15 protein-coding genes and 1 riboswitch are annotated in these 23,597 nt (G+C 36.7%); of the genes, 12 read left to right on the top strand and 3 right to left on the bottom strand.

Annotated elements, in window-relative coordinates:
- The first annotated feature begins 1 nt into the window (after position 1).
- From bshC to pckA, 5 genes are all read left to right on the top strand, one after another.
- Positions 2 to 1,588: a bacillithiol biosynthesis cysteine-adding enzyme BshC gene (bshC, locus tag BLT04_RS06085; protein WP_089754742.1), complete on the top strand. Its 1,587-nt coding sequence runs from the start codon at positions 2 to 4 to the stop codon at positions 1,586 to 1,588.
- 38 nt (positions 1,589 to 1,626) lie between these two features.
- Positions 1,627 to 3,567: a LysM peptidoglycan-binding domain-containing protein gene (locus tag BLT04_RS06080; RefSeq protein ID WP_089754740.1), complete on the top strand. Its 1,941-nt coding sequence runs from the start codon at positions 1,627 to 1,629 to the stop codon at positions 3,565 to 3,567.
- Between the two features lie 69 nt (positions 3,568 to 3,636).
- Positions 3,637 to 4,512 (top strand): ACP S-malonyltransferase, encoded by an 876-nt coding sequence (fabD, locus tag BLT04_RS06075; protein ID WP_089754738.1) that lies wholly within the window; start codon positions 3,637 to 3,639, stop codon positions 4,510 to 4,512.
- A 15-nt stretch (positions 4,513 to 4,527) separates the two neighbouring features.
- Positions 4,528 to 5,430 (top strand): GYDIA family GHMP kinase, encoded by a 903-nt coding sequence (locus BLT04_RS06070; RefSeq protein ID WP_089754736.1) that lies wholly within the window; start codon positions 4,528 to 4,530, stop codon positions 5,428 to 5,430.
- A gap of 129 nt (positions 5,431 to 5,559) precedes the next feature.
- Positions 5,560 to 7,179: a phosphoenolpyruvate carboxykinase (ATP) gene (gene pckA, locus BLT04_RS06065; protein ID WP_089754734.1), complete on the top strand. Its 1,620-nt coding sequence runs from the start codon at positions 5,560 to 5,562 to the stop codon at positions 7,177 to 7,179.
- Positions 7,180 to 7,348: 169 nt separating this feature from the next.
- Here the strand turns inward: pckA and BLT04_RS06060 are convergent, their stop codons facing one another.
- Positions 7,349 to 7,756, bottom strand: a complete 408-nt coding sequence (locus BLT04_RS06060) for a type II 3-dehydroquinate dehydratase (RefSeq protein WP_089754732.1) — start codon at positions 7,754 to 7,756, stop codon at positions 7,349 to 7,351.
- Positions 7,757 to 7,986: 230 nt separating this feature from the next.
- A riboswitch (SAM riboswitch) is annotated at positions 7,987 to 8,085 on the top strand.
- 83 nt (positions 8,086 to 8,168) lie between these two features.
- On the opposite strand from BLT04_RS06060, the gene BLT04_RS06055 reads away from it, so the two are divergent.
- Both BLT04_RS06055 and BLT04_RS06050 read left to right on the top strand, forming a co-directional pair.
- Entirely contained in the window at positions 8,169 to 11,078 is a 2,910-nt protein-coding gene (locus BLT04_RS06055) for a SusC/RagA family TonB-linked outer membrane protein (protein ID WP_089754730.1), read from the top strand.
- An 18-nt stretch (positions 11,079 to 11,096) separates the two neighbouring features.
- Positions 11,097 to 12,590 carry a RagB/SusD family nutrient uptake outer membrane protein gene (locus tag BLT04_RS06050; RefSeq protein ID WP_089754728.1) on the top strand — a complete coding sequence of 498 codons (1,494 nt, stop codon included), beginning with the start codon at positions 11,097 to 11,099 and terminating at the stop codon, positions 12,588 to 12,590.
- A 123-nt stretch (positions 12,591 to 12,713) separates the two neighbouring features.
- Here the strand turns inward: BLT04_RS06050 and BLT04_RS06045 are convergent, their stop codons facing one another.
- Together BLT04_RS06045 and BLT04_RS06040 are read right to left on the bottom strand one after the other, a co-directional pair.
- Positions 12,714 to 13,952, bottom strand: a complete 1,239-nt coding sequence (locus tag BLT04_RS06045) for a hypothetical protein (protein ID WP_139166215.1) — start codon at positions 13,950 to 13,952, stop codon at positions 12,714 to 12,716.
- A gap of 30 nt (positions 13,953 to 13,982) precedes the next feature.
- Positions 13,983 to 14,834 (bottom strand): hypothetical protein, encoded by an 852-nt coding sequence (locus BLT04_RS06040; RefSeq protein WP_089754725.1) that lies wholly within the window; start codon positions 14,832 to 14,834, stop codon positions 13,983 to 13,985.
- A gap of 156 nt (positions 14,835 to 14,990) precedes the next feature.
- Here BLT04_RS06040 and BLT04_RS06035 point away from each other — a divergent pair, with 156 nt between their 5' ends.
- The 5 genes from BLT04_RS06035 (at position 14,991) to BLT04_RS06015 (ending at position 23,572) form a co-directional block, all read left to right on the top strand.
- On the top strand, positions 14,991 to 15,314 hold the full coding sequence (locus BLT04_RS06035; protein ID WP_089754723.1) for a DUF6660 family protein: 324 nt from the start codon (positions 14,991 to 14,993) through the stop codon (positions 15,312 to 15,314).
- 244 nt (positions 15,315 to 15,558) lie between these two features.
- Entirely contained in the window at positions 15,559 to 19,923 is a 4,365-nt protein-coding gene (locus BLT04_RS06030; RefSeq protein WP_089754721.1) for a CusA/CzcA family heavy metal efflux RND transporter, read from the top strand.
- A 1-nt stretch (position 19,924) separates the two neighbouring features.
- Positions 19,925 to 21,142 carry an efflux RND transporter periplasmic adaptor subunit gene (locus tag BLT04_RS06025; protein ID WP_089754719.1) on the top strand — a complete coding sequence of 406 codons (1,218 nt, stop codon included), beginning with the start codon at positions 19,925 to 19,927 and terminating at the stop codon, positions 21,140 to 21,142.
- Positions 21,143 to 21,154: 12 nt separating this feature from the next.
- Complete coding sequence (locus tag BLT04_RS06020; RefSeq protein WP_089754717.1) at positions 21,155 to 21,574, top strand: Fur family transcriptional regulator; 420 nt, start codon at positions 21,155 to 21,157, stop codon at positions 21,572 to 21,574.
- Positions 21,575 to 21,619: 45 nt separating this feature from the next.
- The gene (locus BLT04_RS06015; RefSeq protein WP_089754715.1) at positions 21,620 to 23,572 is read left to right on the top strand and encodes a heavy metal translocating P-type ATPase; all 1,953 of its coding nucleotides are present in this window, start codon (positions 21,620 to 21,622) and stop codon (positions 23,570 to 23,572) included.
- The last annotated feature ends 25 nt before the right edge of the window (positions 23,573 to 23,597 follow it).

The raw sequence follows: 23,597 nt of genomic DNA, 5'->3' as shown, positions 1-23,597 counted from the left end.
GTTGAAAACAATTAACAAAATATCATTTCAAGATATAGAAAGCATTCCTCAGCTTGTAAAAGATTTTTTACATCAGAAAATTGAGGGTTTTGAAGAAAATACGTTTTCTTTTGACAATTTTAAAAAACAAATCCATGTAAAGCAAAACTCTTTCACACAAGAGCAAAGAGAAATTTTGTCTCATGTTTTTGAGCAACAGCTTTCTGCATTAACGCTTTCTTCAAAGCAAAAGGAAAATATAGAAAACTTAAAACAACCCAACACTTTCACGATTACGACAGGCCATCAGTTGAATCTGTTTTCGGGACCTGCTTTTTTTGTCTATAAAATTCTGCAGACGGTCAAAACGTGTACAGATTTAAAGCAGAATTTCCCGGATTTTAATTTTGTTCCTGTGTATTGGATGGCTTCGGAAGATCACGATTTTGCCGAAATCAACCATTTTAAAACAGAGAATAATTATTACGAGATCAACGAAAAATCCGGCGGACCGGTTGGGAGAATAAAAATCAGCGATACATTTTTCATTTCTGAATTTGAAAAGGAATTTAAAGATTCTATTTTCGGAACAGAATTGATTTTAATGATAAAAGAAGCCTACAAAGTCGGAAATACATTAACGGAAGCCATTAAAACTTTAGTCAATCGACTTTTCTCGGAATTTGGATTGCTAATTCTCGACGGAGATTCAAAAGAGCTGAAAAATCAGATCAAAGATATATTTAAAGATGAGCTTTTACATTTCAGCCTAGAAAAAACTTCAAAAGAAAAAGTAGATTTTTTAACGGAAAAATATGGGAAAGTTCAGGTAAATCCGCGCGAAATTAATCTGTTTTATCTGACTGAAACAAGAGACAGAATTGAGTTTGACGGGAAAAAATATATCATTGTAGATAAAAATATCCGGTTCACAGAAGAGGAAATTTTAAACGAGCTGGAAAATTACCCCGAAAAATTCAGCCCGAATGCTTTAATGAGACCTGTTTTTCAGGAAAAAGTGTTGCCGAATCTGGCATACATCGGAGGAAATGCCGAAATCATGTACTGGCTGGAACTGAAAGATTATTTCAACAAAATCAATATTCCTTTTCCGATTTTGATTCCAAGAAATTCAATGCTATTTTTAAAGGAAAAGACTTTAGGTAAAATTGAAAAGCTGGATGTAAGAATTGAAGATTTTTTTAAAAATTTCACAACAATTTCAAATGCTAAAATTTTAGATAATAATGAAATTCTAAAATTGCTCGAAGAAAAAGAAAATCTTTTAATAAATAACTTTTCTGAATTAAAATCATTCGCCGAAACCACTGAAAAGTCTTTCGGGAATATGGTGAAAGCCGAAGAAGTACGCCAGCTGAAATCTTTTAAAAGAATGAAAAAGCGTCTTCTTCATGCAGAAAAGATAAAACAGGCCGAAATGTTAGAAAGACTAGAAAATCTGTTTTTGGATGTACATCCTTCTAAGAATTGGCAGGAAAGGGTTTATAATTTCAGTGTATTTTTCGCAGATTATGGATATACATGGCTCGAAACTTGTTTAGAAGAAATGGAAATTAGAGCGTCAAAATTAATAATTGTTGCCATTTAATTTTAAAGGAGTATTTTTGTAAATTATAAGTATCTACTATGATAAAGAGGTTTTTTATTCTATCCGGTTTATGTATGGTTTTGGGTGTATCTGCCCAGAAATCGCACACTGTTGTAAAAGGAGATACTCCTTACAATATTGCTAAAAAGTACGGGATAACTGTAGATGAATTAATTAAACTGAATCCAAAGTTTAAAGACGGCAAATTGGCAATCGGAGACGTTGTAACAGTTAAAAATGAAAAAACTGTCACTGCTTCAGCTTCAAAAGCTGTTGCTTCAAAAACAAACAGCTCTCAATTAGGTAAAATTATTTTACAGCCAAAACAGACCATTTACGGGATTACAAAACAATACCGCATTTCTGAAACTGATCTGAGAAAATTAAATCCTGATCTGGATGCCCATATGAAAATAGGTGACGAGATTATATTGCCTCTTGACAGCATTAAGAAATATGGTGGTGAGGCAGCTGCAACTTCTACATCTGTAAAACCTTCTGAAACGGTTTCTGTTGTTGATACCTCAAATGTTCCGGCCAACAGTAATATATTATATGTTGTTCAGGCGAAGGATAATTATTATAGAATTTCGAAACAATTTAACATCACCAAAGAAGAGCTTTTTGCTTTAAACCCAGGATTGGAAGATAAAGGCTTAAAACCTGGTGAATCGATTAAAATAAAAAAAGCCGACAGTGCACAATCTTCTCCTGTAGTTCCTGAAGAAACAAATAATACAAAAGCAAAAGTAGATTCCGGAAACGAAAGATCATCATCTAATGCAAATACGGCTGCGGCTGATGATTATGTAACTTATACCGTTCAGCAAGGCGATACGGTTTTCTCTATTGTGAATAAATTTGGTGTTTCAATTGATGAATTGATTGCTCTTAACCCGGAATTATCCCACGGATTAAAATCCGGAATGGTTTTAAAGATCAGAAAGCTCGATCCTGCTTACATCAAGAAAAGCGGTGATGCATTGAGCGTTGTATTAATGCTTCCTTTCGGATACAGCACCAACGAAACACAGTACAGAACAATGGCAATGGATTTCTTAACCGGAGCAAAATTAGCCATTGAAAGAAACGCCAGAAACGGGCAAAAATTAGATATAAAAATCGTGGATTCAGGAAATGAAGCTTCATTCCGAAATTCACTGACACAAATAAATCCTGATAATACAGATTTGATTATCGGGCCATTCTTTAAATCCAACGTGATCGACGTTTTAGATTTTACTAAAAATCAAAAAATTCCGATTGTTGCTCCATTTGCCAACTCTCCGGAGTTATATAATTACAGCAACCTGATTATTGTCGAAACCAATGATCAGACTTATGCTGATAAAATCGTTGAGGAAGTAAAAGCAGTTTATTCGGACCAAAAAATTTATATAGTTGCAGATGCTAAAAAAGACAATGCCAATTACATCAAAGCCGGTTTAGAAAAAGCGGTTAAAAATCCGAATGTAATGATTGTAAATTCTCCCGCAGATATTCAGCTTGATCAAAACATGATGACGGGACAATCTGCTCCAGTGATTGCTGTTTTGGCGAATGATAATGATGCTTTGGGCGATGCTTTTGCTAATAAAGTAATTGCTTTGTCTAAAGAAGTTCAGGGAGTTAAAGCTTTCAGCATGTATTATTCGCCGGTTTTTGAGAAAAAAGTGGACGATTTAAGTCAGGCAAACCTGGTTTATCTGATGGATAGAAAAATCAATACTGATGGAAGCTTTGAAAAAGAAATTCTGGCAGCCTATAAAAGCAAATATTGTAAAACTCCGCCTAGATATGCCATCGTAGGTTTTGATGTCGTGAATGATATGTTGACGAGAGAAAATAAAAAAGGAGAAATTTTCAAGCAAATGAATAAAGTTCAGACTCAGTTGGCAACAAAATTTGAGTTTGTAAAATCTAAAGCAAACGGAGCTTATGTAAATGCCGGTTATCGTGTAATTAGACTGGTTCCATAAATGATTTGGATCAGTTTAAAGAAAATTGTTAACATTATATTTATATTTGCATAATATTTTAAATTATACATGAAAGCACTTGTATTTCCTGGGCAGGGTTCTCAGTTCGTAGGAATGGGAAAAGAATTGTACGATTCTAGAAAAGACATAAAAGATCTGATGGAATCTGCCAACGAAATTTTAGGGTTTGACATCCTTTCTATTATGTTTAATGGAACAGATGAAGATCTTAAGAAAACGGAGGTTACCCAACCTTCTATTTTTATACATTCAGTAGCTGCGTTGAAAGCAGTAAACGGTCTTGGAGCCGAGATGGTGGCAGGACATTCTTTAGGGGAATTTTCGGCACTGGTTGCCAACGGGGTTTTATCTTTTGACGACGGTCTGAAATTAGTTTCTGAAAGAGCAAAAGCAATGCAGGATGCCTGCAACGCCAATCCAAGCTCAATGGCAGCAATTTTAGGATTGGAAGATGCTAAGGTTGAAGAAATCTGCGCACAAATCAGCGGAATTGTAGTTCCTGCAAATTACAACTGTCCCGGGCAATTGGTAATTTCCGGAGAAACGGCAGCTGTTGAAGAAGCTTGTGTAAAATTAAAAGAGGCAGGAGCAAAAAGAGCTTTATTATTGCCTGTAAACGGGGCATTTCACTCGCCACTGATGCAGCCGGCACAAGAGAGACTGGCAGCAGCGATCGAGCAGACAAAATTCAGAAATGCAACAATTCCTGTTTATCAGAACATCACAACGACAGCGGTTACAAACCCTGACGAGATCAAACAAAATTTGATTGCACAATTGACAGGTCCTGTAAAATGGACACAGTCAGTTCAAAATATGATTAAAGATGGTGCGACGAACTTCATTGAAGTCGGACCCGGAAAAACGCTTCAGGGATTGATCAAGAAAATTGATAATTCTGTAGACGCTGCTTCTGCAATTTAATCTAATAAAAAAATCATGGGCGAGATATTTTCACCGGGAAAGCTGATGCTTACTTCAGAATATTTCGCAATGGACGGAGCTCTTGTCTTAGCGGTACCAACCAGGCTGGGACAAGAGTTTTTCTTTGATGAAAAGCCGGATCAGAAGTCTTTGGTCTTCTGGGAAGCTTATCATCAGAATAAATTATGGTTAAAAGCTGTCATCGATTACAAAAACTGGCAGATTTTAGAAACCAATATTCCTTTAAGTGCTGAATTTATCCTTACAACCTTAAAAAATGTTCAGAGTCTTTCTGAAACCAAATTCAAAAGCACAATTTCTTATCATTTAAAGACAAATCTTCAGTTTCCTGCCGATTATGGGTTGGGAAGCAGCTCTACGTTGATGAATAATCTTGCTGAATGGGCTGAAATTGATCCTTTTTACTTAAATTCTATCAGCTTGGGAGGAAGTGGTTACGATATTGCAGTGGCAAAAGAAAAATCCGCCGTTCTTTTTCAAAGCAAACCTGAAATCAAATATGAAAGGGTAAATTTCGATCCTTCTTTTAAAAATGAGTTGATTTTTATTCATTTAAATCAAAAGCAAGACAGTCGCGAAGGGATCAATTTTTACAAGTCAAAAAAGAAGTCTCAAAAGTTGGTCGATGAATTTTCGGATCTTACAAGAAATATTTTACTATGTAATGAATTGGAAAATTTTTCCGAACTAATGTTAGTTCATGAACAAAAAATATCAGATTTTCTTGAAATTTCTACAGTTAGAGATAGGTTTTTTGCCGACTGTCCTGTTTTCGTAAAAAGTTTGGGAGCCTGGGGCGGAGATTTTGTAATGAGTACAAAATTTAATGGCTTTAAGGACTATTTTTGGGGAAAAGGTTTTACCACTATTTTTGAATGGCCTGGAATAATTCGTTGATTTTCAAATTATTACAGGGCTTATTTTTTATTTGCCATTCTGACTTATATCATTATATTTAACCACCTTTAACAATTAATTAATATTTAATTTTGTTGAATCCAAAAAGAAATAGAAAATATAAGTAAAATGAAACACGCTAAAATCATCCAAGATTTAGAAAAATTAGGGATTAAAGGAAATTACGAAGTCGTCTATAATCCTTCTTATGAAGAATTGTATCAGGCTGAAGTTTCTCCTGAAAATCAAGGCTTTGAGAAAGCTGAGCTTACGGAATCTGGTGCAGTATCAGTAAAAACAGGGATTTTCACAGGTCGTTCACCTAAAGACAGGTATATTGTTCAGGATGATGTTACAAAAGATACGATTTTCTGGGACGGTAAAGTGAATTTGCCGACGACACCGGAAATTTTCCAGTCTTGTAAGGAATTAGTGTTGAACCAACTTTCAACTTCTAAGAAAATTTATGTTGTAGATGCTTTTTGTGGAACAAACACAGACACAAGACTAAAAGTAAGATTTATCGTTGAAGTAGCATGGCAGGCGCATTTCGTTACTAATATGTTTATCCGTCCTTCTCATTACGAGCTGGAAAACTTCGGCGAGCCGGATTTCACGGTAATCAACGGTTCTAAAACGACCAACCCGAACTGGGAAGCTCAGGGATTAAATTCTGAAAACTTCGTCATGTTCAACCTTACTGAAAAGCTTCAGATCATCGGAGGAACCTGGTACGGTGGAGAAATGAAAAAGGGAATGTTCGCAATGATGAATTATTACCTTCCATTGAAAGGAATGGCATCCATGCACTGTTCTGCAAACGTAGGTGAGGAAGGAGATGTTGCTCTTTTCTTCGGACTTTCCGGAACAGGAAAAACGACTTTATCAGCTGATCCGAAAAGATATCTGATCGGTGATGATGAGCATGGTTGGGATAACAACGGTGTATTCAACTATGAAGGTGGCTGTTATGCGAAAGTAATCGACCTTTCCGCAGAAAAAGAGCCGGATATTTTCAGAGCGATTAAAAGAGATGCGCTTCTTGAAAACGTTGTCGTAAACAACGGAATTTCTGATTATACTGACGGATCCATCACCGAAAACACGAGAGTTTCTTACCCTATTTATCATATCAATAAAATTGTTTTGCCTTCAAAAGCAGGGCACGCCAGCAAAATTGTTTATCTTTCTGCTGATGCGTTCGGAGTATTGCCTCCGGTTTCTGTTTTGGATGAAAACCAGGCTCAGTATCACTTCCTTTGCGGTTATACTTCAAAATTGGCCGGAACTGAAAGAGGAATTACTGAACCTGAACCATCTTTCTCACCTGCATTTGGCGAAGCATTTTTAACATTGCACCCAACAATGTACTCAAAAACATTGATCGGAAAAATGAAAGAACATGGAGCAAAAGCATATCTGGTAAATACAGGTTGGAACGGTACCGGAAAAAGAATTTCTTTAAAGGATACAAGAGCAATTATTGATGCAATCATTGACGGTTCTATCGAGGATGCTCCAAAAACAAGAATCCCTATCATGAATCTGGAGGTTCCTACAGAATTGCCAAATGTTTCTGAAGGTATTTTAGATCCTAGAAATACTTATAACAATGCTTCCGAATGGGAAGAAAAAGCAAAAGATCTTGCTGCAAAATACATTAAAAACTTTGATCAGTATTGTAATACAGAAGAAGGTAAAAAGCTTGTCGATTGCGGACCTCAATTGCAACAACAGACAACAAATTAAAAATAAAAATCCTCATCAAACGATGAGGATTTTTTTTGTATAAATATTTAGATGCTTCGACTCCGCTCAGCATGACATTTCTAATACTAATCGTTTTATTATAACGCACTTTATTAGCGATGTCATGCTGAGCGGAGTCGAAGCATCTCTTATTTTGAATTCTAATAAATTATTTCAAGCTCAAAATCGCCAATCGATATCCATCCATTCCGAAACCGGACAAAACTGCATCAGTATTTACTGCTGTCACAGATTTCTGACGAAATTCTTCTCTTTTATAAATATTACTGATGTGAACTTCCACTTTCTGCTTCTGAATATTCTTTAAACAATCAGCAATCGCGTAAGAATAATGCGTAAAAGCTCCCGGATTGATTACCAGCGCATCAAAATCATCTTCCTGAAGTCTGTTAATAATTTCACCTTCAATATTCGACTGGTAATATTGTAGTTCATAAGAAGGAAATTCAGATTGTAGATTCTCCAAATAATCTTCCATTGAGGTTGTTCCGTAAATTTCCGGCTCTCTTGTACCTAATAAGTTGAGATTAGGACCATTGACTATTAAAACTTTCATTCTATAAAATTAACAAGTTTTTTGGATTGAGGCTAAAAATTTAATTTAAACTTAAATTTACCCATTGCATTATTTTTAATGATATTTCTCATATTTGAAAATTTAACATTTTTTTATAACTGCCTATTTTTGTTGGTTTTAAAATAAAATTACGTTAATTTTTATAAAAAATATATTTGAAATCTTAAAGTCTACTTGTTTTGTAGACTTTTTGTTTTTAGATTTGCAACGGCTTATAAAGAAAGATGGAGGGAACTGACCCAGTGAAATCTTAACAACCTGCACAGCGCAAGGTGTTACATTCAGCCTTGAAAAAGGAAAGATAAGTAAATTGTTAATCATGATTTTTGATACTGTTTGCTGTCTTTTTTATAAAAGGCTAATATTTAATTAGTAGTAAATAAAATTGATTATGATTAACAAAAATTTAATTAATTCCAAAGTTTGGATTCCACCGGTTGCAGTATTTTTCCTGGGTATTGCGAATATAAAAGGGCAGGAAGTAAAAAAAGACACACTTCGTGAAAAAGAGATCGATGAAGTAGTTGTAGTAGCTTACGGAAAAGCTAAGAAAACAAGTTATACAGGTTCAGTAGCAACGATTTCAAGTGAAAAAATCAACAGCAGACCTGTTACCAACATAACAAAAGCATTGGAAGGTCAGGTTCCCGGTCTTCAGGCGGTAAGTTCTTCCGGGCAGCCAGGTTCAACAGCTTCAATCAGAATCCGTGGAATTGGTTCTATCAGCGCATCGAGCAATCCATTATTCGTGGTGGACGGAATTCCTTTCGACGGAAATATCAACTCGATCAGTCCTAATGATATCGAATCAATCAGTGTGCTGAAAGACGCAACGGCGAGTTCGTTATATGGTTCCCGCGGTGCAAATGGAGTGATCATCGTGACCACAAAATCCGGAAAAAAAGGCGAAGCGAGAGTAAACTTAAATATAAGCCAGGGTTTCTCGAGCAGAGCGGTGAAGGATTATGAGCAGGTAACAACAGATCAATATTATGAATTGTACTGGGAAGCGTTGAGAAATGGGTACAAATCCAGTCAGATTTCTTCTCAGCAGGCTGCACAAATGGCGACTGATAATTTAGTAAACGCATTGGGAATCAATCCTTATGGGATAAATTACGCAAAACCTGTGGGTACGGATGGAAAATTAGCAGCCGGAGCAACCGCTTTATGGAATGACAACTGGAAAGACATTTTGCAAAGAACTGCGTCAAGAAATCAGGTGGATCTGGATTTCAGCGGGGGTAGTGAAAAAAGCAATTATTTTTTCTCGCTGGGATATCTGGATGATAAAGGAATTGCAATTGAATCCGGTTTCAAAAAATACAGTACGAGATTAAAAATCAATTCGGAAGTCAAAAAATGGTTAAATGTCGGAGCTAATTTAGCCTATACAAACAGCCTTCAGGAAGCGCCGCCTTCATCCGATTCGAGAACGGATAATGTGATCAATGCAGCGAGAGTGATTCCTTCTTTTTATCCGTATTATGAAAGAAATGCAGACGGAAGTTACAAGCTGGATTCCAACGGAAACTATATTTACGATTTCGGAAAATATAGACCAACAAGTGCTTTGCAGAATGAAAATGCTGCCGCAACATTGCCTTTAGATAAAAATGAAAACAGAGAAGATAACTTTTCAGGAAAAGGTTTTGCAGAATTTACTTTCCTGCCGGAACTGAAATTCAGAACCAATTTTTCTGTTGATTTAGTGAATTACAACGGTCATTATTATACCAATCCACTGCTGGGTGAAGGTGCAGAAATTGGAGGTTCGGTAACGAAAACCAATTCCAGAACGCTTTCTTACACGACCAGTAATATTCTGACTTATGATAAAAAATTTGGTCAGCACCATATCAATATTTTGGGCGGTCAGGAGTTTTATCATTATGAATATCAGGCGATTTCAGGAAGCAGAAGTCAGTTTTCTCTTCCGTACTATTACGAGCCGGATGCTGCGGCTTTGCTAGGTGGTTTCACGGGCAACAGTGATAAATTGGGACTGTTAAGTTTCTTAGGGAAAGCAGAATACGATTATCAGAACAAATATTTTGTTTCGGGATCGGTAAGAGCAGACGGTTCTTCGAGATTTTCTCCTGAAAACAGGTGGGGAACATTCTGGTCAGTCGGTGGTTCCTGGAAAGCTTCGAACGAGGATTTTATTAAAAATTTAAATTTCTTCAATCAATTGACACTTCGTGCGAGCTACGGAGGGCAGGGAAATGATAAATTGAGCACGTATTATGCCTACCAAAGTTTGTATGACTTTTACAATAATTTGGGTGAAGGCGGAACGGTTGCTAATAAATTACCAACTCCCGACTTGAAATGGGAAACCAACCTTAACCTAAATGTTGGTCTGGAATTCGCGATTTTAAAAAACAGAATTAAAGGGAATGTAGAATATTTCCAACGTCAGAGTAAAGATCTTTTATTTGGAATGCCATTGGCGCCGTCATTGGGTTTCAGCGACTATCAGGCGAATATCGGAGAATTAAAGAATACAGGATTTGAGTTTTCATTATTTACAACACCTATCAAAACAAAAGATTTTGAATGGAATGTTGATGTGAATGTAAGTACTTTAAATAATAAAATCACAAAACTTCCGAAAGGCTCGATTGTAAGCGGAACAAAACTATTACAGGTTGGCGGCTCAGTCTATGATTTCTTTATTCCGGAATGGGTTGGGGTAGATCCAAATAACGGAAATCCGCTTTGGAAAACGATTACCACCGATGCCAACGGAAATACAACAGAAGGAACAACTTCGGAATATGCTAAGGCTACAAAAACGCTTCAGGGATCATCACTTCCAAAAGTTATGGGAGGTTTGACGACCAGTTTGGCGTATAAAAACTTCGATTTCTCAACATTGGTATCATTCGCTATCGGAGGAAAAATTTTAGATACCGATTATACAATGCTAATGCACAACGGAAGTTCGGCAGGACGAGCCTGGAGCGCAGAAATGCTGAACAGATGGACGCCTGAAAATACAAACACAGACGTTCCGGCTTTAAGTACAACAACCAATAACTGGACTTCAACGTCATCGAGATTTTTGTATTCCGGAACATATGCCAGAGTAAAAAATGTGAGCTTAGGATATACGCTTCCATCGGATTATTTTGGAAAATTAGGATTGAAAAAATTCAGAGTGTATGTTCAGGCAGAAAACCTTTTGACCTTCTACAAACATAAAGGAATGGATCCCGAACAGACGCTAGACGGAACAACCTATTACCGATATCCTGCGATGAGAACGATAACTTTCGGTTTACAGGCAACTCTTTAAATATTTAAAATTAAAAAAATGAAAAAATTAAAATATCTATCTATTGCTTTAATCGCCGCATTTTTATTCATAAGCTGTGAAAGTGATCTGGAAACGGCTCCCACCAATCAGGCTGATGAAGCAGAAGTTTTCAAAACGGCAGAAAGTGCAGAAACAGTAATTAACGGAACCTGGGCAAAATTCAATGATGACGGAACAACATACGCCAACATCGGTTATTCAACAGTGTTGAGAACAAGCGATGCAATGGGAAGTGACGTAGCGGTTTTGACCAATAAATATGGTTTTCCCGGAGCGTACGCTTTCACAGATTTGGTGAATAATACCGGCAGCCGACCTCTTTATATCTGGAATTCTTTGTATTCTGTGATCAATAATATGAATAATGTGATCGCCAGAATTGATGCTGCAGAAGGAACGCAGGAAAAGAAAAATCAGGTGAAAGGTCAGGCAAAAGCGTTGAGGGCATTCTGTTATTTTAACCTGGCGAGTTTTTACCAATTCAGTTATTTAAAAGATAAAAATGCGTTGACGGCACCGATTTATACCGAACCGACAACGACAAGCTCAGTTGGAAAGAAAAAAGCAAGCCTGGAAGAAATTTATACGCTAATCAAAAGTGATTTGACAGATGCAGACAACTTACTTCAAAATTATACAAGAAATAATAAGGATAAGATTGACAGATCGGTTGTAAACGGTTTGTTGGCAAGAGTTTATTTAAATACTGGAGATTGGACAAAAGCTGTGGCTTCCGCAAAAATTGCCAGAAACGGTTACGCTTTAATGACTGCCGAAAAATATAAAGACGGTTTCAACGACATCAGCAACGGAGAATGGATTTGGGGGCACGCGCAAACGCAGGAACAGTCCGGTGAAAGTTATGCTTTCCACTTTTTGGATGTTTCATCTTCGGGAAGTTATTATTACAGCTTCATGGCAGATCCTTATTTCAAAGATTTGTTTGATACGAATGATATCCGTTATTCTCTATTTTCATGGGATGGAAATCCGGGCAGGGAAGGTCTTTTAAGATATGCGAAGTTTAAATTTAAAGCTAATTTAATTGCCGATATTGTTTTCATGAGAGCTGCTGAAATGTATTTAATTGAAGCTGAAGCCGAAGCCAGAAACGGAAATATCACGAACGCAGTCACGGTTTTAAATCAATTGAAATCTGCAAGAAATGCCAATCAATATTCCGGTTCTTTAGCACAAAATGATGTGATTAAAGAAGTTTTAATCGAAAGAAGAAAAGAATTGTTCGGTGAAGGGTTCTCATTATCTGACATTATCAGAACGCAGGGAACTGTTATAAGAAAGCCATTTACCAATGCAAACGGACAAGCCGTTCAGGTGCAAATTACAACACCGGATGGAGTAGTGAAGACCGTCAACGGAAGAGGTCACGCGGTCTTTGCTTTTCCTGATCAGACGCCGTTTGTCGCGAACAGCAGATATTATTTGTTTTCAATTCCGCAGAAGGAGATTGAGAATAATCCGAATCTTTAATAGTTTGATTTGATTTTTAAGAACCATTGCTTTTGCAGTGGTTTTTTTAGTTTTAATTTTGATTAAAACAGTGGATTATATGTATGAAAAATCCGGAGAAAAATGCTTCTCCGGATTTAATTATTAAATAAGTAAATATCCGTTGCCTTCGACTTTTATACCATTCCATGCGGCATGGTTGACGGCGCTTACATCTGCACCTGTCATTACAAAGCTGCTTCCATCTCTTACAATAATTCTGCCTTCAGGCGCCATGATTAAGTTACATGTAGCCAATAAACTGGAATTATTATCAATATCAACATTAGAATAAGTTCTCATATTCACATCCCAGGTCTGACTGTTAGTTATATTAATATCAGCATTTTTGAATGAATCCTGAGTGAAATATTGCCTCACACTTGATACAGAAGCAGATCTATACATATCCGAAATATTCTGAATACTAAAATAATCATGATTTCCGGCATCATAACTCATAATATTTGACCCACAATCTGTATGAGATAAGCTTAGATTGTGTCCCAATTCGTGAGGAAAACTGGTGTAGCCCATTCCGGTGTACCATTCTCTAACTGTCGGCCAAGTCGGCGATCCCCAAGTTGGATTGCCTACAACAAAGTTCTTCATCTGAATATACTTGTTGAATAAATTAGGCCAAAACTGTCTCAATTTTCTATTTAAAGTATAGTAATAAGGGAATTCTGAAGCCGCCCATCCATCAATTAGAGGAACACTATAATTGCCGCTCATCAACTCATTGTATATTTGTCCGTTATTAGAAAAAACACAGTTGATTCCTTGAGGAATAGTCGGATCATTATCATAATAGCTATAATAATAATTATCTGATGGCGGATATAATGGCGCTGTTCCTCCCAATGGGCCTTGAGAAGGGTCGTATCCTGTATATAAAAAATCCCATGCAGGATCTACCTTCCATATTTTATTGACAATAACTCTTATTCTTGTATCTGTAAAATTATTCGCGCCATAGCCGTCGCATCCCGCTACCGGCTGTCCCATATTTCCTAGCCTGTAATTCATTCTGGCGACAACGTCATCTATTACTTGGTTATGTTCAGGATTATTTTGTTCAAAATTTCCTGTTCCATCGGGTTTTGTAAGGAAAATAAAATTAAGTTTTATATAAATGATTTCATCTGAAGAATTCGGAGTATATAGATTGCTATTATAAAAATAAGGAGAATTATTCCCGCAGTTCGTTGAAGGAGTAACGCTTTTATTTACCGACGCCTCCATTTTGTCATCCATCACACATTCCACTTTATCCCAAGTCTGAGTTTGAGATTTTAGAAATGAGAGCGCGGATAAGCAACTTAAAAATAGTAGTTTTTTCATAGTTGAAATGTAGTTTTTAAGTTATTGGGATTATTTTTTTTCAGAAAGTAACTGTTGCAGCTGCTTTTCCAGTTTTTCAATTTTATCCGATTGATTCTGTAATTTTTTATTTTGCTCAATAGAATAAAGAGTCAGCTCTTCGATTTTTTCAAGAAGTTTTGCGTCCATTTCTCCAAGATTAATTCCATCTTTTTCAACTTCTGCAGTTGATGGAATATTAGGTAAATGCCCCTTTTCCTGAATGTGCTTTTCTACTTCTTCTAAAGTTCTAAGTTTGTAATCTTTTTTGAATACATAATCTGCCCAACCGTTTACTGCGGGGTTTTCAACTTTAATTTGTTCAGCCTTAATACCTTTTCTTACGTAAAAAATAAAGTTAGGATCATTGTCATATTGATCTGTCCCTACTGTTACTTTTCCGGTATTGAATATAACTAAACTGTTTTTGTGAACGGCATCAGCAAATCTTATTCTTGTAACTCCCGAAGAATTTGGAGTGCTTGTGTCCGTATTTGGATCTTCAGAATTATTGTTCCCCATTAAAAAGTTCAGGTCTCTCATTTCTCTCGTCTTTACAACGAAATCACGTTGCTGAGCCCAGCTAGCGGCACAACCTGAACACTGAACACTTACAAGTTCCAATCTTGTCCCTGCAGGTGTTCCTGCAGCACTTTGATTTCCTATCACAACTCCATTGACATAAGGACCTCCCAAAATCCTCATTCTTTCAGTATTATTTGTCTTAAATACAACGTCCTGATCATCGGTAGTACCCATAAAATTGGTTGCAGGGGTTGTTCCGGAATTTCCGGTAAGACTCCATGATTGAGCAAATGAGAATGACCCTGCCAATAGGGCAAGTGATAACAATGTTGTTTTCATAAGTTAAAAGTTTTTTAAAAAATATAAGTGACAAATGTAATTAAAATTCACAATTCATAGAATTAAAAATAAATTTTAATTAAATATTTCATTTTTAGTTAATTTAAAAATAATAATACGAGCATCTTTTTCATTAAATTATCTACCTTTGTCATCATGAACCTATTCAGATTGATTTTAGCAATGTATTTCATGGTGTTATCCGTAATGCCTTGCGAAGATGCGCGTCAACAATCTGGTTCAAACAAGACAGAATTATCTTTCAATATCGACGAATCTCATTCAAAAGACAAAGGTGACATCTGTTCGCCGTTATGCGTTTGCAATTGCTGTCAGATAGCTGTTACAGCCTTTAAAATGGATGTTTCGATGGATATTCCTAAGCAGATTCAAACCTATTTTTCCAGGAAAATTCTACTTCGGAAAAACAATTTTGCCTATCAGGTGTACGATCATATCTGGCAACCTCCAAAGATTTAATTATTGATTTTAAATTTTCCATGAAACTTTGCAATACCGTTGCAGAGGTATTCATGATATTTTTGCATCTCATTTTTTTGATGAAATGTGAAATATTCTCAATTAAAATTAACAGATTGTCTGTTTGATAACTTTGCTGAGTGAAACGCCCTTGCGATCCTAAAAACAGTTAGTAGTCAAAAAAAACTTTGCGCTCTTTGCGTTAAAAAAATAAAACAGACAATCACAAATTAAATCTCAATTTGTGTTAGATAAAATCATAAAATTCAGCATCAAAAACAAGATCGTTATTGGTGTAATGACCTTGCTTTTGATCATTTGGGGAATTTGGAGCGCTACCAGATTGCCCATTGATGCCGTTCCTGATATCACTAATAATCAGGTGCAGATTATTACGGTTTGTCCCACTTTGGCAGGGCAGGAAGTCGAGCAGTTAGTCACTTTTCCCATCGAACAAAGCATTGCGAATGTTCCTGATATTGAAGAAGCCCGAAGTATTTCTCGTTTCGGATTATCAGTAATTACGGTTGTTTTTAAAGATAAAGTGGATGTTTATTTTGCCCGCCAATTAATCAATGAAAGATTAAAACAAGCCGAAGAAAATATTCCTAAAGGAATCGGAACTCCCGAGTTAGCGCCCGTCAGTACAGGATTGGGTGAAGTCTACCAATATATTTTGCATCCTAAAAAAGGGAGTGAAAAAAAGTACAATGCAAAAGATCTCCGTACCATGCAGGACTGGATCGTTTCCCGGCAATTGTACGGAACAGAAGGTGTTGCTGAGGTGAATAGCTTCGGCGGGGAGTTGAAACAATATGAAGTGGCCGTCAATCCCAATCGCCTAAAAGCAATGGGAGTAAGTGTTGCCGATATTTTTACAGCCTTAGAAAAAAATAACCAAAATACGGGCGGAGCTTATATTGATAAAAAACCAAACGCCTATTTTATACGAGGAATTGGTCTCGCAACCTCGATCAATGATGTTAAAAATATCGCAGTAAAAAATACAGGGAATATTCCTGTTTTCATTAAAGATGTTGCAGATGTCCGTTTTGGGCACGCAACCCGTTACGGCGCAATGACGTACAACGGACAAACAGATGCCGTGGGTGGAGTGGTCATGATGCTGAAAGGAGCCAACAGCAACGATGTTGTCAACAGAATTAAGGAAAAAATTCCGACCATTCAGAAATCTTTGCTTGAAGATATTATTATTGAACCATTTTTAGACCGTACAGATTTGGTTGATCGAGCGATAAGTACTGTTGAAAAGAATTTGATCGAAGGAGCATTGATCGTGATCTTTGTTTTAGTTTTATTTCTAGGAAATTTCAGGGCCGGATTGATCGTGGCATCGGCAATTCCTTTATCATTATTATTCGCTTTAGGAATGATGAATGTTTTTGGAGTGAGTGCTAATTTGATGAGTTTGGGAGCGATTGATTTCGGATTAATTGTGGACGGAGCTGTAATCATTGTTGAAGCTACTTTACATCATTTAGGGCTAAGAAAATCGGTTCAAAGATTAACACAAATCGAAATGGATGAAGAAGTTTTTCTATCCGCTTCAAAAATCCGTGGAAGTGCCGCTTTTGGGGAAATTATTATTTTAATCGTGTACATCCCGATTCTTACTTTAGCAGGAATTGAAGGTAAAATGTTCTCACCAATGGCTAAAACAGTAGGTTTTGCAATTTTAGGAGCATTAATTCTTTCATTAACGTATATTCCAATGATGTGTGCACTTTTCCTTTCAAAGAAAATTTCTCACAAAGAAAATTTTTCAGATAAAATGATGAATTGGCTTCAAAAAATATATCAGCCCTTATTACAGAAAGCGATCAGGATTAAATATATAATTGTTGGAATTACGGTTGTTTTATTCAGTATTTCATTATTGATTTTCAGCAGAATGGGCGGTGAATTTATCCCGCAATTAGAAGAAGGTGACTTTGCATTTCACTGTATTTTACCACAGGGAAGTTCATTAAGCCAGAGTATCGAAACTTCGATGCAGGCTTCCAGAGTGATTAAACAATTTGATGAGGTGAAAATGGTGGTCGGAAAAACGGGTTCTGCCGAAGTTCCTACAGATCCGATGCCGCCTGAAGCGACCGATTTAATTATTGTTTTAAAGCCTCAAAAAGAATGGAAATCCAAAAAATCATATACAGAATTGGCAGATGAAATCACAGAAAAGCTGGAAGTCATTCCCGGAGTTTTCTTTGAAGCCAATCAACCGATCCAAATGCGTTTTAATGAATTAATGACAGGAATCCGACAAGATGTTGCCGTTAAAATTTTCGGTGAAAATATGGATACACTTTCCGTTTATGCCGATAAAGTAAATAAAGTTATTCAAAATGTTGATGGAGCAACGTCCCCACAAGTGGAAAGAGTAGGCGGTCTTCCGCAAATCAACGTTACCTATGACAGAACAAGAATTGCGAATTACGGATTAAATGTTGAAGATGTCAACAATGTTTTGAGTACAGCGTTTGCAGGAAAAACTGCCGGTCAGATCTTTGAAAATGAAAGACGTTTTGATCTTGTCGTAAGATTAGACAGTCTGTACCGCACCGATATTGAGGATGTAAGCAATTTGATGGTTCCGACGAATACAGGAACTCAGGTTCCGTTATCACAAGTCGCGAATATTGAATATAAATTAGGACCCGCTCAAATCAGCCGTGAAGCAGGAAAACGGAGAATTGTCATTGGCTTTAACGTTAAAGGGCGAGATGTAGAAAGTGTCGTGAAAGATATTCAGCAAAAACTAGAAAAAGATGTAAAACTTCCATCCGGATATTATTTCACGTACGGCGGACAGTTTGAAAATTTAAAAGAAGCCAGCCAACGATTGATGATTGCCGTTCCGGTGTCACTTCTTTTGATCTTTATGCTGCTGTATTTTACATTTCATTCGTTTAAGCAGGCAACGTTGATATTTACGGCGATTCCCATGAGTGCGATTGGGGGTATTTTTGCGCTTTTATTGCGAGGAATGCCGTTCAGTATCAGTGCAGGAGTTGGTTTTATTGCATTATTCGGTGTGGCAGTTCTCAACGGAATTGTTTTGATCGGAACATTCAACCAATTGGAAAAAGACGGTGTTTCCGATGTGTTAAAAAGAGTCATTGAAGGAACAAAAACCAGATTAAGGCCCGTTTTGATGACCGCAACAGTCGCTTCTTTCGGATTTTTACCGATGGCAATAAGTACAAGCGCTGGTGCCGAAGTTCAGAAACCTTTGGCAACCGTTGTTATCGGCGGATTGTTATCGGCAACTTTCCTTACTTTATTCGTATTGCCGATGTTGTATATCATTTTTAACTCTAAAAATACTATTAAAAATAAATTACTCGGAAAGCCTTTAACGATTATTATTTTAATTGGATTTTTAAGTTTAAGTCAAAATTTAAAGGCTCAGAATTCCAGAGAAATTTCTTTGGATCAGGCGATCGGATTACTACAGGAAAATAATCCTTCCATCAAAGCGAAAGATCTCAATATTCAATCATCTGAAGCCTTAAAACCAACGGCAAATGAGCTCCCGAAAATGGATTTCAGTGCCCAGCTCGGTCAATACAACAGCCCGAAATTTGATCAGTCTTTTGCCATCTCACAAACGATTCCGTTTCCGACGTTGTTTAAAGCCAGAAAAGAATTAATTCAGGAAGAAATTAAAACCAAAGAGATTGAAAAACAGGCTACCGAAAATGAACTGATCAAGCAGGTTAGATCTTATTTTTATCAGATTGAATATCTACAGTATAATCAATCAAAATTGCAATATCTCGACAGCTTGTATGGTGATTTTATCAGAATTGCAACGGTAAGATTCAAGGCTGGAGATATTAAAAAAATTGAAATTAATACCGCCGAAACGCAAAAAGGAGAGATCAATCTTTTGTTTCAGCAGAATAAGGTGTATTTAAATAATGCCTATAAAAATTTAAAGGTTTTATTGAATACAGATGAAGAATTTTCCATTCCTTTTTCTCAAAAATACGAACCATTAAAAGTCGAATATCTTTTAGACAGCGCAACAGTTGCCAATCATCCGTCAATCCAAATTTTTAAGCAGAATATGGAAGTGCTGGAAAAAAATAAAAATGTTGAAAAAGCACAGCGATTGCCTGATTTCAGCATTGGATATACCAATCAGTCGTTGATCGGTTTTCATACCTTAAACGGACAGGAAAAATATTATGGAGCGGGAAACAGATTCAATTCTGTGAGTGTCGGTGTTGCAATTCCGTTGACTTTTGGGGCTACAAAAGCAAGAATCAAATCTTTGGAATATCAAAAGCAGATGGAAGAAAATAATGCCAAGTTCCAACAGCAGCAACTGGATGTTCAACTAAAAAACTCGTTGAATCAGTATCAGCAGGATGTTGATCAATATCAATATTATGTAAACCAGGCAGTTCCTAATGCGAAAAGTATTGTGAAGGCCGCTCAGTTAGGCTATAAAACAGGGGAGATTTCTTACGTGGAATATCTTTTTGCCCTTCGAACCGCCACAGATATTGAACTGAAATATCTGCAATCCATTCAACAAGTGAATCAAACCGTGGTCAACATTAATTTTTTAATCAACAAATAAAATGAAACTAAAATTTAATATAATAATCCTTTTATCATTAATTCTTTTAAGTTGCGGAAAACCCGAAAAAATAGAAGAATCAAAAGAGAAAACTGAAGAACATTCTGAACATGAGAATTCAGACTTTGCAGAGTTGACGCAGGAACAGATGAATACTGTTGGAATTACGGTAGGACAAATCGAAATGAAAGAGCTTACATCAATCGTCAAAGCCAACGGAGCGCTTAGTGTTCCCAATAACAATAAGGCAAGCGCGACTTCTCTATATGGTGGCGTGATTAAAACATTGAATGTTCAGGTTGGAGATTATGTGAAAAAAGGTCAGGTGATCGCGACGATTGCCAATCCGGAGTTTATTCAATTGCAGGAAGATTATTTAACAACAGGAAGTAGAATTACTTTTGCGGAGCAGGAATACAGAAGACAGAAAGAACTTTTCGATAACGATGCCGGCGCAAAAAAAAATCTACAAAATGCCGATGCAGAATTAAAAACGTTAAGAACAAAAAGAGCTTCTTTGCAAAGACAGATTCAGATGATGGGAATCAGTCCGGGAAATGTTTCCAATAAAAATTTAAGATCCGGACTTGCCGTTACTGCGCCGATCAGCGGAACGATCAGTAATATTTTATTACAGATCGGAAGTTATATTGACGTTTCATCGCCCGTTGCTGAAATTGTTGATAATAGTTCTTTACATCTAGATTTACAGGTTTTTGAAAAAGATTTACCATTAATAAAAGTCGGTCAGAAAATTCATTTTACATTGACGAATAGTCCGGTTACTGAATATGACGCTGAGGTGTACAGCATCGGAACAGCTTTTGAAAATCAAAGTAAAACCATTCCGATTCACTGTAAAGTAAAAGGAAACAAAGATGGTCTCATTGACGGGATGAATGCCACCGCTGTTGTAAGTTTAAATAATCAATTAATGCCCGCTGTTCCCAATACGGCTATCACAAGTTCGGATGGAAAAGATTATATTTTTCTTGCTAATGCTAAAAAAGCGGAAGAACATAAAGATGAAAAAACTCAGGAAAAGCACAACGAAAAAACCATTAACTTTGAGAAAGTGGAAGTCATAAAAGGAACTTCAGAAATGGGATACACAGCAATTACACCTGTGAAATCTATTCCTGAAAATGCAAAAATTGCCACAAAGGGAGCGTTTTTCATTAATGCTAAACTGACAAACTCAGGAGAACACGAACATTAATTCAATGAAATCATGAAAAAAGACATCGAAAATAAATTGATCGACAAAAACACAAAACCCACAAGCATGAGGATTTTGGTGTATGATTTTTTAAGTTCTCAGGAAACTGCTTTGTCATTGTCGGAAATTGAACATAATTTTGAAAATGCCGACCGCACAACGATTTACAGAACATTAAAAACCTTTGAAGAAAAGGGAATTGTTCACAGCATTCAGGAAAATACTACAACAAAATATAAGCTTTGCCATGATGGGTGTGACGAGACAACACATAAAGACTGGCATCTTCATTTTTACTGTAAAATTTGCAAACAGACGACTTGCAAAGAAGATATTTCAATCCCGGAAAATATTCAGACGAATTTCAGGATTGATGAAATAAGACTTTTTGCCAAAGGAATCTGTGAAAACTGCCTGGAAAGTTTGCAATAGCATTGCATTAAGTTTAAACCTAATTTTGATTAAAATTATTCAGTTATGGAAGAATGTTGCAGTACAAAACCAAAAAAAGAACATCATCACAATCATGAAGATCATGATCACGACCATTCTCATGATACGGGAGATCAATCTGTATTCCGGATGTTTCTTCCCGCGATCATTTCTTTTACGGTATTATTGCTGGGAATCGCTTTAGATTATTATATAAAGCCTGCTTGGTTTTCAGGCTGGGTTCGTCTGGTTTGGTATTTAATTGCTTACGTTCCTGTCGGATTGCCTGTTTTGAAAGAAGCATATGAAAGTATTACAAAAGGTGATGTGTTTTCGGAGTTTTTCTTAATGGGAATCGCGACGGTGGGAGCTTTTGCAATCGGCGAATATCCGGAAGGTGTTGCCGTAATGCTTTTCTATTCTGTAGGCGAAGTTTTTCAGGCGATGGCGGTAACGAGAGCAAAACGAAATATTAAATCTTTACTCGATCAGCGTCCTGATGAGGTGACGATTTTAAAAGACGGGCAGCCACAAACTGTAAAAGCAGAAAAAGTAAACATCGGTGAAATTATTCAGTTAAAATCCGGAGAAAAATTGGGCTTGGATGGTGAATTACTTTCAGATAAGGCTTCATTCAATACAGCCGCGTTGACGGGAGAAAGTAAACCGGATACGAAAATAAAAGGCGAAACGGTTTTAGCAGGAATGATCAATTTGAATACGGTAAGTCAGGTAAAAGTAACGACTGCCTATAAAGACAGTAAGCTGAGCAAAATTTTAGAAATGGTTCAGAATGCGACGGCTCAAAAGGCTCCGACAGAGCTTTTTATCAGGAAATTTGCGAAAATTTATACACCAATCGTTGTATTTTTAGCAATTGGAATTACTCTTTTACCGTATTTTTTCGTTGAAGATTATCATTTTAGAGATTGGTTGTACAGAGCGTTAATCTTTCTGGTAATTTCTTGTCCGTGTGCTTTGGTGATCTCAATTCCGTTAGGGTATTTTGGAGGAATCGGTGCAGGAAGCCGACATGGGATTTTATTTAAAGGAAGCAATTTTTTAGATGTTCTGGCGAAGGTTCAAAATGTGGTGATGGATAAAACCGGTACCATGACTGAAGGAGTTTTCAAAGTTCAGGAAGTGGCTTTTAAAAATGAATTTAATAAAGACGAAATCCTTAAGCTGGTCAATGCCCTCGAAGGTCAAAGTACACATCCTGTTGCAACAGCTATCCATCATTATGTAGGAGAAATCGATCAGTCGATCCAGCTGAAAAATGTGGAGGAAATTGCCGGGCATGGCTTAAAATCAATGATCAATGGAAAAGAATTATTGGTCGGGAATTTTAAATTAATGGATAAATTCAACATTAAGTATGATATCAAACCTGAAAATATAGTTTACACTTTGATAGCTGTTGCATATGATAAAAAATTCGTCGGATATCTCACGATTGCAGATTCAATTAAAGCTGATGCTCAATTAACCATCAATAAACTAAAAGCATTACATGTGCAAACCACAATGTTGAGTGGTGATAAAACTTCCGTTGTAAAATATGTTGCCGATCAATTGGGAATTCAAAATGCTTACGGTGATTTACTTCCTGAAGATAAAGTGAATAAAGTCAAAGAAATTAAAGCCAAAAATCAAACCGTTGCCTTTGTAGGAGATGGAGTAAATGATGCGCCGGTTGTTGCATTAAGCGATGTCGGAATTGCAATGGGCGGATTGGGAAGTGATGCAACCATTGAAACGGCAGACGTGGTCATTCAGGATGATATGCCGAGCAAAATCCCAATGGCGATCAATATCGGAAAGCAGACTAAGAAAATAGTCTGGCAAAATATCACTCTTGCATTTGCGGTAAAAGCTGTTGTTTTAATTCTCGGAGCAGGAGGTTTGGCAACCATGTGGGAAGCTGTTTTTGCGGATGTCGGAGTTGCCTTATTGGCCATTTTAAATGCTGTCAGAATTCAGAAAATGAAGTTTTGATGAGGTCGAAAGATGAATGCTGGAC

Origin of the sequence: Chryseobacterium soldanellicola, from assembly GCF_900100115.1 — a bacterium.
Lineage (GTDB): Bacteria > Bacteroidota > Bacteroidia > Flavobacteriales > Weeksellaceae > Chryseobacterium > Chryseobacterium soldanellicola.
The sequence above is the reverse complement of the archived record's forward strand: the minus strand, read 5'-3'. Positions and strand labels throughout refer to the sequence as shown.